This window comes from Laspinema palackyanum D2c (assembly GCF_025370875.1).
GTDB lineage: Bacteria > Cyanobacteriota > Cyanobacteriia > Cyanobacteriales > Laspinemataceae > Laspinema > Laspinema palackyanum.
In genome coordinates, this window is record NZ_JAMXFD010000054.1 from 1 (window position 1) to 13664 (window position 13664).

Consider the following 13664-nt stretch of genomic DNA (forward strand, 5'->3'; position numbering starts at 1 on the left):
CCCCTGCCACTTGTGGTGAGCCTTCACTTATGGTTTCCTATCTCAGGGAGTAGGGTCAAAAATGAGCGAACCGTAAGATATAAACCTGATGGTTCTAGGCAATTACTTTATGGTTCGGATTGCTTTAACAATCCAAACTAATCTTAGATACTGCCTATAATATATTTCATATTAACAATTTTTTGCTTGTCTTTATTCTTAATAAATAAAAGATTGCAGATTGCCCACATGAAAAGACTCAAGAAAAAGCGAAGAGGGACCCCGTTGCTAGAACCAATGAACTCATCAAGATTAGACCAAAATAGGCCATCCGATTGGAGCCTAAACTCCCCACTCGTTCCTGATTCGGCCCAACTCTATTGTGAGCTACCCCATGAACACCGCTGACTCCGATTGCAAGACCGACTCAGCAAACTGGGCGATCGCAGCCCAACCGCGATAGAACAACCCATAAGGGCTGCGATACCCCTTTTCTGTCCAACCGGGAAGGCACTGTTTCGAGGCAGCAGCGGCAAAAGTTTCGGAAATAGAATCTAGGCCCCTATCGCCCAACATACCCTCCAAACGCAAATCTTCCGCGCAGATATGCCAGGTGGCACCGGCATCGGTTTGAATGTTCACAAAATTTACGGAATCGGGTTCAGTTGTTACGGTGACAAATTCCCCGGTTGCTGGATGCTGCGGTTTGACGACCAAGACCCGATCGCCTTCGTTGACGGGAGAAGCGGGGATGGGATGAGCCATTTGCGCCAGGAGCGATTTATAAGTTTCAACCTGGGGATTTTGTGCGGGGGTGGTTGGTTGTTGGGAGTTTTGTGTTTGTTCGGCTAATTCGGCTTCTAAGGCCATGACTTTGGCGACCAAAGTTGAATTATCGCTGTACTTCATATTTTGTTTGGATGCCGCCATCTCTGAAGTTAGAGCGTCGTAACGTTGCTGGGTTTGGTCAAGTTGACTTAGCAGTTGTTGATTCTGCTGTCTTAACTGGTCTAGGACTGCATCAGACCGGGTGGCTTCGACTTCAGCCAATTGTTGTTGGAGTAGGTGAATCTCTAAATCTTTCTGGGCATTTTCCTGAATCAATGCCTGCAATTTCAGATTCTCTTGTTCGAGGCGATCGCGCTGCGCTTGCAATCCATGAATCAGGGCCGTGGCTTTGTCCGCTTCTTTAAGTTGCGCCGACAGGTCCCGGACTTGGCGTTCCAGTTCCGCCATTCGGTCCGAAGGTTTGGGGACGGCTGGGGCGAGTTTTTGTTGGACTAGGGCTTGTTGGATGTGGTGGTGCTTGGGTAAGACATGAGAGGATTTTCCCGCCTCCGTTTGGGCTAAATTCTGGACGCAAGCCCGAAATTCTTGGGAAGCCTTGGCATCCAAACCCAACCCGCGTTCTATCCATTGGAGTTGCGCTTCCGGGACTACTTCATCCGGGTCCCCACAGTTGGCAAGGAAGGCGCTAATCGCCGGGTTAGTTTTGCGTTTATGTTGGGGTTTGATTAGTTTGGAAATGTTCCAATCGGTCAAGGTTTGGACCGCCTCAATTAAATGGTCGGTGAGGACCACCGGCTCGGCAGCGTTAGGTTGGGACATTTGAGCTAGGCGCAACGCCTCCGCTTGCAGGGTCGCTAAACTTTCCTCATCCATTTCACAAGAGGCGTAGGAAATTAAGCGCCAGTCGGAAAGGGTGGCAGGCTGCCCTAACGTAATCGTTTTCCGGGTCTGGCGGATGCTGGCAACAGTTTGTTTGCCCGATTTGAGCAATTTTACGAGCAGGTGCTCATCGCTGATTTTGGTGAGTTCTTTGACAGCGCTGATGGACCAGGATTGGACCGAGTTGAGGATGAGCTTCTGGATGCGCTGACGTTGGCCGTCAAACCATTCTGAAATCTGGATGAGCGACCGGGCCATCCAAGTCGAACCCCCGAAGTCGGAGGATTCTAGCCACTCGTCAAACAGTTGAGCCCCTTCGGTCGAACCATTCTCTTCGCAAAGTTCTTGGAGGATTTGCCGGAAACTGCGCCCAATCTCTAGGCCCCTAACAAAAGTGTGGTGAACAAATCCGAAAAATTGTTGTAAGGTCTCCAGGGCTATCGTTTGGAGTTCCTGTGAACCCAAATTACTGTAGTCGTACTCTAAACGCAGGTTTAGCGGAATTGAGCTAAAACAGGGTTGAGCTGTAGATGCTTGCAGGCTATTCATGGTATGATGACCTTAGAAATATTTATGGCTAGGGCGGGTGGTACCGCTCTTTTTTGTCGCTCTGGTTAAACTATAGTAAACTATAGTTTATTCTGTCACCCCTTTTTTATAACGAATTGTAAACAGTTCGTCTAGACTGGAGAGATGAAAGTATGCAATCAATGCCTGAATCGTTCCTGCATCCCAGCGTCGGGCTGAATTGCGTTGATAAGAACGAATCACGCTGGCAGAGAGTCCGGTTTCCTGGCTTAGGGCCATTTGACTGATTCCCCGGGATTGCATGATGGCGTCTAAATTGCAGACGATTTCAATCTCTGAACCAAACTTAAGTACGGCAGGGCGTTCATCTGGGAGTGGGGGTGGTTGTCGTTTGTTGGAATTATCCATGAACAATCCGCCTTTTAGGTGACGGATAGTATTTTAATCGACTAATCTCTCCGGATCCAATGAACGGCTGAAAAACTGTTTTAACCTCTCCTAGGCTATCGTTTGGAGTTCCTGGGAACCCAAATTACTGTAGTCGTAATCTAAACGGAGGTTTAGCGGAATCGAGCTAAAAAACGGTTTAGCTGTAGATGCTTGTAGGCTCTTCATGATAGGGTTGATGCAGTATTTATGTTGTTTAGGGCGGGTAGTACCGCTCTTTTTTGTAGCTTAAACTAGATGTGTACTTATTTACACATCTTCGTTGTGAAGAATTGTAAAGAATTGGTCGAGGGAGTCAACCTCAAAGAAATCCAGCAGTTTTTCTAAGCTGGCCTTGTCGATTCGACTAAAGCGGTTATTCTGCAAGGCCCGAACTGTGATGGGACTCAAGCCGGTTTCTCTTTTTAAGTCAAGTTGGGTGAGTCCTTTGCTGGCCATAAATTGGTCTAGGTTGCATTTGATTTCTCTTCCCACTGGTTAGTCCTTTTGGATGGTCTTGGATTTTAGCTATCTAACTATCTAGGATAGTAGATTAGACCCATCCCACTAAGGGGTTTTGCTTTGGAATGCGATCGCGCCGGTCATCACTTTACATAATAGACTAGCATACTACCATGCTAATCTTTCGTCAAGGATTTTTTGGAGGCTCTTTGTAAACCATTGAGAATAAATCATCGAAAGACTTTAATTGAAAGTATCCGGCGATGGTTGAAAGTGTTTCCCGATCTATCCGACGGAAGGTGTTGTACTGATAAGCGCGGATACCTGCCGGAGCAATTCCGGTGTCCTCGCTTAACTGTTGTTGGGTGAGTCCCCGTTGCTGCATCAACTTGTCAAGATGGCAGATAATTTCAGGCTTTTGAATGTCCATTTGCTCCGTTGGCAAAATCATTTTGTTTAGCATTCAAGTATCCTAGCCTTCTAAAGAGTTGAATGGTATCGACAATTTATTACCGTTGGCAGGAGGCAATGGGACCCTCATCTACAGGAGTTGAGATGGAGTCAACGACGGCCCTCAATGCCCAGGGCGATCGCGGAGTTTGTCAGTTGCCGCCATCGTTGCTGTGGGTTTTTACTCAGAAACGGTTTGGGCTGACTGTGATGCGATCGCATTCCCGAATCGGCACAATAGCAAAGTCTCGTGCCTCAGTAGGGTAGGCCCCTTTTATGCACGGCCCGTTTTGGGGAAATTTAGAGTTTTGCGGCTATAAATCGAGAAGGGAGGGATTTTGAGTTTTAATAAAACAGGAGCAACTACCCAGTTTTAGAAAAGGCGATACCTTGCAGTACGAAAAGATTACTCTTTCCCAGCTTGAAGGCTTTCTGTTCAGAGCCGCTGATATCTTACGGGGCAAGATGGACGCCTCCGAATTCAAAGAATTCATTTTCGGGATGCTGTTCTTGAAGCGGTTGTCGGACGAGTTCGACTGCAAACGGAAAGAAATCAAGCGCGACTATGCCGACCTGGACGAGGAAAAGGTGGCGGAATTGCTCGAAGACCCCCTATCCTACGGAGCCACTTTTTTTGTGCCGCGCCGCGCCCGTTGGCATGAGCCTTGGCTGGATGAGGATAAGGACGGTAACTGGGTACAAGTCCCGGCAATCAAGCACCTCAAGCAGAATATCGGGGATATGCTCAACAAAGCCCTCGCTGCGGTGGAAGATGCTAACGATGCCCTAGCGGGGGTGCTCAAAAATAATATCAACTTCAATGCGATCAAGGGAAAGACGAAAATTCCCGACCAGAAATGGAAGGACTTAATCGACCATTTCAACCAACCTGGGTTTGTTCTGGTGAATGAGAATTTTGAGTTCCCCGACCTGCTGGGGGCGGCTTACGAGTACCTGATCAAGTTTTTCGCGGATAGCGCCGGGAAGAAGGGCGGAGAATTTTACACCCCTGCGGAAGTGGTGCGGTTGTTGGTGCAACTGGTCAAACCGGAGGTGGGGAATACCATTTATGACCCGACAGTAGGCTCTGGGGGCTTTCTCATCCAGTCCTATCAGTATGTGGAAGAACAAGGACAAGACCCGAAGGACCTGGCGCTCTACGGACAGGATTCCAACGGCACCGTCTGGTCTATCTGCAACATGAACCTAATCCTGCACAACATCACCAATTTCACGATTGAAAACGGCGATACCCTAGAAAACCCGCAGATTGTGGAGAACGGACAACTCCGCAAGTTCGATCGCGTTTTGGCAAATCCCCCCTTTTCCCAGAACTACAGCCGCGCCAATCTGGAATTTAGAAATCGGTTTTGGGAATTCTGCCCGGAGACGGGAAAAAAGGCCGATTTGATGTTTGTGCAGCACATGATCGCCAGTCTGAAGACCACGGGACGGATGGCGACCATCATGCCTCACGGGGTTCTGTTTCGGGGCGGGAAAGAGAAGCTAATCCGCGAGGACATGATTGAAAGGGATGTAATCGAGGCGATTATCAGTTTGCCTTCGGGACTGTTTTACGGGACAGGCATCCCCGCCTGCGTGTTGGTGGTGAACAAGAGCAAGCCGGACGAACTGCAAGGCCAAATTCTGTTTATCAACGCCGATCGCGAATATGCCGAAGGCAAGGCACAGAACAAGCTACGCCCGGAAGATATTGAGAAAATCGATTATGTGTTCACCCAGAAGTTGGAGTATCCCAAATACAGCCGGTTGGTGAGCAAGCAGGAAATCGCGGAAGAGCACGACTACAACCTCAATATTCGCCGCTATGTCGATAACACGCCGGAACCGGAACCGGAGGATGTCACAGCCCACCTGATGGGCGGTATTCCCCAGGCAGAAGTTATAGCCCAGGCGGGGGAGTTCGATCGCTTCGGAGTCGATCCTGATAGGCTGTTCGAGCCATTGCGTCCGGGATATCTGGCATTTCAAGAGGCGATCGCGCAAAAGTCGGCGATTAAAACGACATTGGAGGCGGACGACCGTTTGCAGGATACCCTCGGTCAACATTACCAAATTTTAGAAAGCTGGTGGCAGGTGGCGAGGGATGACTTTGCCCAGTTGGGAGAGGGGAAGAAAATGCCGGAGGTGCGGCGGGAGTTGCTGACGGGGCTGAAACAGCAGTTAATCCCGTTGGGGGTCTTGGATGAGTTTAAGTCTGCCGGGGTGTTTGTCAACTGGTGGCAACAAATCCGCTACGACCTGAAAACGATTATTAACACGGGTTGGCATCATTCCCTGATTCCTGACGATTATTTGATTGACGAGTTTTTCCGGGGGGAAATTAAGGCGATCGAGGATTTGGAAAGCCAAATTAGTGCAGCCCAGGGAGAGTTAAGCGAGGCGGTGGAGTCAGCCCAGGAGGTGGCGAATTACGAACCGGACGAGGATGAAACGGTAACGGTGGCTTCGATTAAGAAGGAATTGAAGGGGTTGATGGATGATTTAAAAGGGTCATTGGGAGCATCGGCCAAGCGGGAACATGAGCGCTATAAAGCCGAATACGATGGCATTGTCACGTTAGAAAAGCGCGTCAAAACCCTAAAATCGAAGCTGAAAGAGGAAAAAACGAAGTTTGACCAAAAGCTGCGGTTGAAGCGAGTTGGCGATCGCGAGTTCAAACTGGAAACCGAGCAATCCATTGTGCAGGTTAACGAGCAGCTTATTGAGCTCGACCCCGACAACAAAGAGGACAAGAAAAAAATCACGGCTCTACTCAAGGATAAAACAGCCCTGGAAAAACGACTCAAGCAGGTCGATAACTTGATGACGGATATCGGCGGACAACTGACCCAGGAAGAAGCGAAGATGTTGATTTTGAGGAAACTTTACGACTGGGTGAAGGAGCAGTTAACTCGCTATTTGAATGTGGAGAAGCGATCGCTGATTGCTTTGGTTGAGAAATTTTGGGATAAGTATGCGGTATCGAGTCAGGAGTTGGAAGCGGAACGGGAGGAGACGCTGAACAGGTTAAATGAGTATTTAAGTAAGTTGGGGTATTTAGTGTAATGATGATCACCAGTAAATTTAAAGAATCACCAGTTGGACTCATTCCAGAGGATTGGAGTTTTACAACTATCGGTCAAATTGCAAGTATTGTCACTGGTGATAAAGATACTCAAGATCGAGATGATTCCGGAATCTATCCGTTTTTTGTTCGTTCGCAGACAGTAGAACGAATATCGTCATTCTCATTTGATGGTCAAGCAGTTTTGACAGCCGGGGATGGTGTTGGGGTCGGCAAAGTATTTCACTACTATATTGGGAAATTCAATTTTCATCAGCGTGTTTATTGCATTCACTCTTTTATAGATGACATAGATGGATATTATTTTTTTCTTTACTTTAGTCAAAATTTTATACAAAGAGTTCAGCAATTTTCTGCCAAAGGTTCTGTAGATTCAGTTCGGCTATCCATGATCTCTAATATGGTTCTGCCGAAACCACCTAAAGAAGAACAGGAAAAAATTGCTGAAGTTCTCTCTACAGTCGATCGCGCCATCGCCCAAACCGAAGCCCTCATCGCTAAACAGCAGCGCATCAAAACCGGACTGATGCAGGACTTGCTGACTAAAGGTATCGACGAAAACGGCAATATTCGCAGCGAAGAAACCCACGAGTTTAAGGATAGTGCGATCGGTCGTATTCCTGTGGAGTGGGAGGTTAAATCATTCTTTGACTGTGCTTCTATTTCTGAAGGACAACGAGATCCAAAGCAAAACCCTTATCGAGATTGGATTTTAATAGCCCCAGATCATATTGAATCAAAGACGGGTCGGCTTATAAGTCTTCAAACAGCCCTAGAGCAAAGTGCGATAAGTGGAAAATATGAATTTAAGCCCGGGGATGTTATTTATTCAAAAATTCGACCGTATCTGAGAAAAGCAATTCTTGTAGACTTCCGAGGTTTATGTAGTGCGGATATGTATGCCTTAAGTCCCAGAAGCGGGATTAGATCAGATTTTCTACTTTCCGTTATTCTTGGTGAAAAATTTTCGGGATATGCGGAGTCGGTATCAGATCGTAGTGGCTTTCCAAAAATCAACAGATCTGAATTAGCGGCTTATCAAATTGTATTGCCCGATGAATTGGAGCAAGGAAGAATTTCAGAAACAGCGAAACAAATACAGTATAAAAATGAATCTGACCATGCGAATCTCAAGAAGCTTCTCATATTAAAAACCGGACTCATGCAAGACCTCCTAACGGGAAAAGTCCGCGTCACCCCATTACTCGAAAACAGTGGAGGGACAGACCCATGACTCCCCCAATTCCCGCCCAGGAAAGCCTCACCGTCGAATTTAAAAGCGACCGAAAAAAACTGTCAGATCGGGATTTAATCGAAGCCATTACCTGCCTTGCCAACACCGAAGGCGGGGAATTGTGGCTAGGTGTAGAAGACGACGGAACGCCTACCGGACTAAACTCCGACCGTCAACAAGTCAACTATTTAGTGGGTCTTGTAGCAGCGCGAACCGCCCCCTCTCTCTCTGTCCAAGTCGAAACCGTTACCCTAGAGAGCATCACCGTCGCCCGCATTCAAATCCCCCAAGCCAGAGGAGAAATTGCCACCAGCAACGGCGTGTATTTACGTCGTCGCCTCAAACCCGACGGAACCCCCGAATGTGTTCCTATCTTGCCCCATGAGCGCATTAGTCGCGCCAGTCGCTTCGGTCTGACCGATGTATCCGCCCAACCCGTTGCCGAGAGTACCCTACAAGACTTTGACCCCTTAGAACGCGATCGGTTGCGTCAGTGCATCCAAAGCTACGGAGGCGATCGCCCTTTACTTGAACTCGACGACGAAGCACTGGATGGAGCCTTGGGCTTCACCCGCCGCCAACCCGATGGCAGTCGCATCCCCACCCTCACCGGACTGCTTCTCATCGGTCGAGAAACCGCCCTTCGGGAGTTAGTTCCGACCCATGAATTCGCCTTTCAAGTCTTGGCACAGGAAGCCGTGCGATTTAACGAATTTCGACGTTTTCCCCTCCTCAAAGCCCTCGACTGGCTCGAAACCAACTTTCGCCCCTACAACCCCGAACAAGAAATTCAAATCGGGCTGTTTCGCGTCCCTATTCCTAAAGTGGATATGAGCGCATTTCGGGAAGCGATCGCCAACGCCCTCATCCATCGCGACTATCACCAACTCGGGGCCGTCCATGTCCGCCTGGAAGACGAAGCTCTGAGCGTGAGTAACCCAGGCGGTTTGGTCGAAGGAGTCACCCTCGCCAATTTGCTCACAACCGAACCTCGCCCCCGTAATCTCTGCCTAGCGGATGCCATGAAACGGATCGGCATCGTAGAGCGATCGGGACGCGGCATCGATAGCATCTATCGGGGACTCCTGCGGTTTGGACGACCCGCCCCCGATTACAGCGATACCAGTAACACCAGCGTTATCCTCCACCTCGCCACCGCTGACGCCGACTTGAAATTTCTCCGCCTTGTTGTTGAAGAAGAAAACCGCCAAGGCAAATCTCTCCCCATTGATAGCCTGATTGCCCTAGCCACACTCCGCGAAGCCAAGCGACTCAGTGCCGCGCAACTAGCCACAGCCATCCACCGCACTCCGTCTCAAGCTCGCAAAACCCTCGAAGTTCTCAATGAACTCGGTCTGATCCAAGCCCACGGCACAAACAACCGGACCTATACCTTTACCCCCACTGTTTATCAAGCCACCGGAAATCAAGCCGAATATACTCGTCAAGCGGCATTTTCAGCCCTCCAACATGAGCAAATGGTGATCAGTTATGTAGAGCAGCATGGTCAAATCAGGAGATCTGAAGTGATGGATCTGTGTCGTTTATCAGAAGGGCAGGCCAAAATGTTGCTCAAGCGACTTAAGGATAAGGGGGCCATTGTCCTAGAAGGTAAAGGACGCAATGCCCTTTATCGCATCAGATAAACGGATGTAAACGGATGTAAACGGATATAAACGGATGTAAACGGATTTTGTTATCCAATTCTTGGCGATTTGTCTAAAACAGCAGTCAACACCCAGATTATGAAACCCGACAAAACTCCCAAAGCTCTTAAAATTGACGAACGCAACCATGTTGAGAAACCTTTGCTCGACCAACTTGCCGGGTTGGGGTGGGAAATCTTAGACCTAGAGAGAGGACAAAAACCCTCCGACAGTTACCGGGAAACCTTCCGCCAAGTCGTTCTGATTCCGGTATTGCGATCGCAACTCCAAACCATCAACCCCTGGCTGGAAGACGACCAAACCGAAGACGTTATCAAACAACTCACCGCCAGCTTTTCCAGTAATAACCTCCTAGAAAATAACCGCCACAGTTTCAACCTGCTGCAACAAAAGCCCAGCGTCTCGGAAAATCGCCAAACTGGGGAAACTAGCCCCAACGTCACAATTATCGACTTTGAGCGCCCCGCAAACAACCGCTACATCGCCGTCTGTCAGTTCAAAGTCCGCATTCTCGGCACCGAAAATCACATCATTCCCGATATTGTCCTGTTCCTCAACGGTTTGCCCGTCGTCGTCATTGAGTGCAAATCCCCCAAAACCCAGGAACCCATCCCCGAGGCGATCGACCAGATGATGCGCTACAGCGAACAGCGCGGGAACAAAGGCGAGGGCAACCCCGAACTGTTCTATTTCAACCAGTTCATCATCGCCACCTGTCGCAATCAAGCCAAATTCGGCACCATCACCACCCGCACCGAAAAATACTTTTATCGCTGGGCTGACCCCTACCCCCGCACCCTAGAAGATTTAGATCATGGCAGCAGTTCCCCCAACGACCAACAGCGCCTAGTTGCTGGAATGTGCGACCCCGCCAACCTCCTAGAAATTATCCACAACTTCACCCTGTTCTCGGTCAACGACAAAGGCGAAACCCTCAAAATCGTCGGTCGTTACCAACAATTTCGGGCTGTTAAAAAAGCCGTCCAACGCCTGCTCAACGGCAGAACCCCGAGGGAGCGAAGTGGTATTATTTGGCATACCCAAGGCTCCGGCAAATCCCTAACCATGATGTTCATGGTCAGGGCCATGTATCGCCACCCCAACCTTTCCCAATGGAAAGTTGTCTTTATCACCGATCGCACCAACCTCGAAAATCAGCTTTCGGACACCGGGACGGGCGCGGGTTTCACCGTCAACGCCGCCAACAGCATCGCTCAACTGAAGGAACTCCTCCGCACCGACTCCTCAAACCTAGTCCTGGGGATGATCCACAAATTCCAAGAGCGAGATCTGGAGGAAACCTTTCCCGAGCTTAACTCCAGCACCAACATCCTAATCATGATCGACGAGGCGCACCGCTCCCAATATTCCCTTTTGGCGGCAAACCTAGATCGCGCCCTGCCTAACGCCACCCGCATCGGCTACACCGGAACTCCCATCGACAAAACTGAAAAAGTGTTCGGGGACTACATCGACAAATACACCATGAGGGAATCCATCGAGGATAAAGTCACCCTTCAGATTGTCTACGAGGGGCGCACCCAAAATGCCGAAGTTGGCGATCGCGCCGCGATGGATGCGGATTTTGAGGATGTTTTCAGCGACTACACCCTGTCAGAACGCCTGAAAATCCTGGGTTACGGCTCTCGTGATGCCTATCTCGAAGCCCACCCGATTATCGCCGCCAAAGCTAGAGACATGGTTGCCCACTATGTCCGGCAGATTTTCCCCAACGGTTATAAGGCTCAGGTTGTTGCCACCTCCCGCGAAGCGGCTGTTCGCTACAAACAACACCTAGACGCGGCACTTTTGGAGGAGATCCGCCAACTGGAAATTTCCAACCCCCACAACATCAACCTAGAGCGACTGAAGCGACTGAAAACCAATGTGGTCATTTCTGAGGGTGGCAACGACAAACCCGACTTTAAGCCCTACACCAACTCCTCCACCCACACAAACATCATCAAAAATTTCAAACTCCCCTTTGATGCCGAAGAAGAAGGCACGACGGGGGATATCGGGATCATCATCGTCAATAATATGCTGCTGACAGGGTTCGACGCCCCGATGGAGCAAGTGCTGTATCTTGACAAGGTAGTCCAGTCTCATAACCTGTTGCAGGCGATCGCTCGGGTCAACCGCGTCGCCGGGGAAGGGAAAGAAAAGGGCTTTGTTGTTGACTATGTGGGCATTGGACACTATCTCAAACGGGCGATCGACAGCTACGACGATCGGGAACAGCGAGAAATCGAAGAAACCCTCAGTTTCCCCGAGGAGGAGATCCGCCAACTCGAAACCGACTATCGGGCAGTCAGGGATTTGCTGGAGAGCTACGGACTAAACGATTTAAGCGATTACGATGCGTTCTATGATGTGTTCTACGACGAAGAAATCCGGTTCAAGTACATTCAGGCGTTCAAGCAACTGACCCGCAGCCTCAACTTGGTTTATCCCGCCAAAGAAGCCCTCAATTATCAAACCAACTACAAGGCCCTCGCTGAAATCAACGTTTTGGCAAGCCGCCACTTCCGAGACACCCGTCTGAGTATGAAGGGCATCCCGGAAAAACTCCGCCAAATCACCGACGCCCACCTAGAATCGAGAGGGATCTCTCAAAAAGTTAAACCGATCTCGATTTTGGATGACAAGTTCGAGAGTGAAGTCGTCACCACCCACCGACGCACCAAGAACAAAGCCGCCGCGATCGAACACGCTTTGCGAGATCACATCGAGATCGACCTGGACGACGATCCGGAACTGCAAGCTTCATTTGCCGCAGTCCTGGCGGAGATATTGGAGCAGTTTAAGGACAACTGGGAGAAAATCTACGAAGAACTAGAAAAACTACGTCACCGCCTGAAAGAGGCAGAAAACGAACCCACCTATGGGCTGCACAAGAAAAAGCAGATGCCCTTCTTTCGGATGTTAAAACGGGAGTGTTTTGGGGAAACCGAGCTAGATGATGATAGAATCGCTCAGTCTGTCGCCCTTACTCAACAGGTTTGCGCCGTTGTTGAACAAGAACTTCAGCTTACCGGCTTTTGGGAGAACACCCCGGCCCGGAAGAAACTGGAAGCGGAAATCCAAAAAGTTCTGCTGTTACAGGAGTTTCGGAATATTCCCGATCTGTTCCAAAACAGAAAGCGGATCATTGCCAAAGTCATGGAACTGGCAGAAAAAAACAACCATCGAATTTTGTACGCTGAATGATCATGCAGTTTGACTATGAGGTTGTTTTCTCTCCAAAACGCAAGAAATTAACGATTACCGTTGAGCGCGATCGTTCGATTATTGTCAAAGCACCGACCGGAACAGGTTTGGAGAAAATTCAGGCGATCGTCGAGTCCCGCAAGCAATGGCTCTATGAAAAAACCCGCCACACCCAGAAATACCGCCCCCCGCTTCATCCTCCCGGCAAGGAACTGGTCAACGGAGAGTCTTTACTTTATTTAGGACAAAATTATCGGTTGGAGGTAGTTGATACAGTGGATCATATTTCACTGGTCAACAACTGCTTTCTAGTTCCCAAAAATCAGTCCAAACGACGGGGGGAGATATTCCGAGAATGGTATATCGAACAGGCAAAGTTGGTCATTCTGCCTCGGGTTCGCCATTATGCCGAATGTCTTGGAGCTTCCTATAACCAGGCGAAAATTACTGATAGCAAATACCGATGGGGGTCTTGTACTCCAAAGAATAACGTCACCTTCAACTGGCGTCTCGTCAAAGCTCCCATGTTTGTCATCAACTATGTGGTCATTCACGAGTTAACCCATTTTTTGGAACCCAACCACACGCCCCGCTTTTGGGGTATTATTCGCTCCCAAACTCCCCACATGGAAAAAGCAAGGAACTGGCTTAAGGTAAATGGTTCTCTGCTAGACGCTACGCTGTAGAGCGAAGCTATTACTGACGACATCACCCATCGCTCCACACAAGAAGGGGGTTCTTTTTGCTTTTGAAAGAATTTGCACGCGATCGCTATCAACCTATATTCCGCAGGTTTAATTGCTGACTTTTTATTTGTTTAAAACCTTTGCCCATAAGGGGTTTCAGCGATTTTATAAAAAATCTAGGGGAACTATGGCTGAAGGGGTGACAAGAAGGCCAAAAGGCTTACCCCTTGTCGGTTTGGGCCATTTGTAGTATAAGAAAAAGAGGT

At 49.0% G+C, this 13664-nt stretch carries 10 protein-coding genes; 6 read left to right on the plus strand and 4 right to left on the minus strand.

What is annotated here, in order from left to right:
* Positions 1 to 366: 366 nt before the first annotated feature.
* From NG795_RS27905 to NG795_RS27920, 4 genes are all read right to left on the minus strand, one after another.
* Positions 367 to 2196 (minus strand): hypothetical protein, encoded by a 1830-nt coding sequence (locus NG795_RS27905; protein WP_367291861.1) that lies wholly within the window; start codon positions 2194 to 2196, stop codon positions 367 to 369.
* Between the two features lie 87 nt (positions 2197 to 2283).
* Positions 2284 to 2583 (minus strand): helix-turn-helix domain-containing protein, encoded by a 300-nt coding sequence (locus NG795_RS27910; protein ID WP_367291862.1) that lies wholly within the window; start codon positions 2581 to 2583, stop codon positions 2284 to 2286.
* A 288-nt stretch (positions 2584 to 2871) separates the two neighbouring features.
* On the minus strand, positions 2872 to 3096 hold the full coding sequence (locus NG795_RS27915; protein ID WP_367291863.1) for a helix-turn-helix domain-containing protein: 225 nt from the start codon (positions 3094 to 3096) through the stop codon (positions 2872 to 2874).
* 154 nt (positions 3097 to 3250) lie between these two features.
* The gene (locus NG795_RS27920; RefSeq protein ID WP_367291864.1) at positions 3251 to 3514 is read right to left on the minus strand and encodes a helix-turn-helix domain-containing protein; all 264 of its coding nucleotides are present in this window, start codon (positions 3512 to 3514) and stop codon (positions 3251 to 3253) included.
* 41 nt (positions 3515 to 3555) lie between these two features.
* Here NG795_RS27920 and NG795_RS27925 point away from each other — a divergent pair, with 41 nt between their 5' ends.
* The 6 genes from NG795_RS27925 (at position 3556) to NG795_RS27950 (ending at position 13398) form a co-directional block, all read left to right on the plus strand.
* On the plus strand, positions 3556 to 3780 hold the full coding sequence (locus tag NG795_RS27925; protein ID WP_367291865.1) for a hypothetical protein: 225 nt from the start codon (positions 3556 to 3558) through the stop codon (positions 3778 to 3780).
* A gap of 123 nt (positions 3781 to 3903) precedes the next feature.
* Positions 3904 to 6582 (plus strand): N-6 DNA methylase, encoded by a 2679-nt coding sequence (locus NG795_RS27930; protein ID WP_367291866.1) that lies wholly within the window; start codon positions 3904 to 3906, stop codon positions 6580 to 6582.
* Positions 6582 to 7835, plus strand: coding sequence for a restriction endonuclease subunit S (locus NG795_RS27935; RefSeq protein ID WP_367291867.1), 1254 nt, complete (start codon positions 6582 to 6584; stop codon positions 7833 to 7835). Before NG795_RS27930 ends, NG795_RS27935 begins: the two co-directional genes overlap by 1 nt.
* The gene (locus tag NG795_RS27940; RefSeq protein WP_367291868.1) at positions 7832 to 9481 is read left to right on the plus strand and encodes an ATP-binding protein; all 1650 of its coding nucleotides are present in this window, start codon (positions 7832 to 7834) and stop codon (positions 9479 to 9481) included. Before NG795_RS27935 ends, NG795_RS27940 begins: the two co-directional genes overlap by 4 nt.
* 99 nt (positions 9482 to 9580) lie before the next feature.
* A complete protein-coding gene (locus NG795_RS27945) occupies positions 9581 to 12712 on the plus strand; it encodes a type I restriction endonuclease subunit R (RefSeq protein ID WP_367291869.1) in 3132 nt (1043 codons plus the stop codon).
* A gap of 2 nt (positions 12713 to 12714) precedes the next feature.
* The gene (locus tag NG795_RS27950; protein ID WP_367291870.1) at positions 12715 to 13398 is read left to right on the plus strand and encodes a M48 family metallopeptidase; all 684 of its coding nucleotides are present in this window, start codon (positions 12715 to 12717) and stop codon (positions 13396 to 13398) included.
* Positions 13399 to 13664 lie beyond the last annotated feature (266 nt).

What these genes read in the sequence shown, in the direction of transcription:
- NG795_RS27905 (WP_367291861.1), bottom strand. Translation starts at nt 2,196, where the DNA reads ATGAATAGCCTGCAAGCATCTACAGCTCAACCCTGTTTTAGCTCAATT.
- NG795_RS27910 (WP_367291862.1), bottom strand. Translation starts at nt 2,583, where the DNA reads ATGGATAATTCCAACAAACGACAACCACCCCCACTCCCAGATGAACGC.
- NG795_RS27920 (WP_367291864.1), bottom strand. Translation starts at nt 3,514, where the DNA reads ATGATTTTGCCAACGGAGCAAATGGACATTCAAAAGCCTGAAATTATC.
- NG795_RS27925 (WP_367291865.1), top strand. Translation starts at nt 3,556, where the DNA reads ATGGTATCGACAATTTATTACCGTTGGCAGGAGGCAATGGGACCCTCA.
- NG795_RS27935 (WP_367291867.1), top strand. Translation starts at nt 6,582, where the DNA reads ATGATGATCACCAGTAAATTTAAAGAATCACCAGTTGGACTCATTCCA.
- NG795_RS27940 (WP_367291868.1), top strand. Translation starts at nt 7,832, where the DNA reads ATGACTCCCCCAATTCCCGCCCAGGAAAGCCTCACCGTCGAATTTAAA.
- NG795_RS27945 (WP_367291869.1), top strand. Translation starts at nt 9,581, where the DNA reads ATGAAACCCGACAAAACTCCCAAAGCTCTTAAAATTGACGAACGCAAC.
- NG795_RS27950 (WP_367291870.1), top strand. Translation starts at nt 12,715, where the DNA reads ATGCAGTTTGACTATGAGGTTGTTTTCTCTCCAAAACGCAAGAAATTA.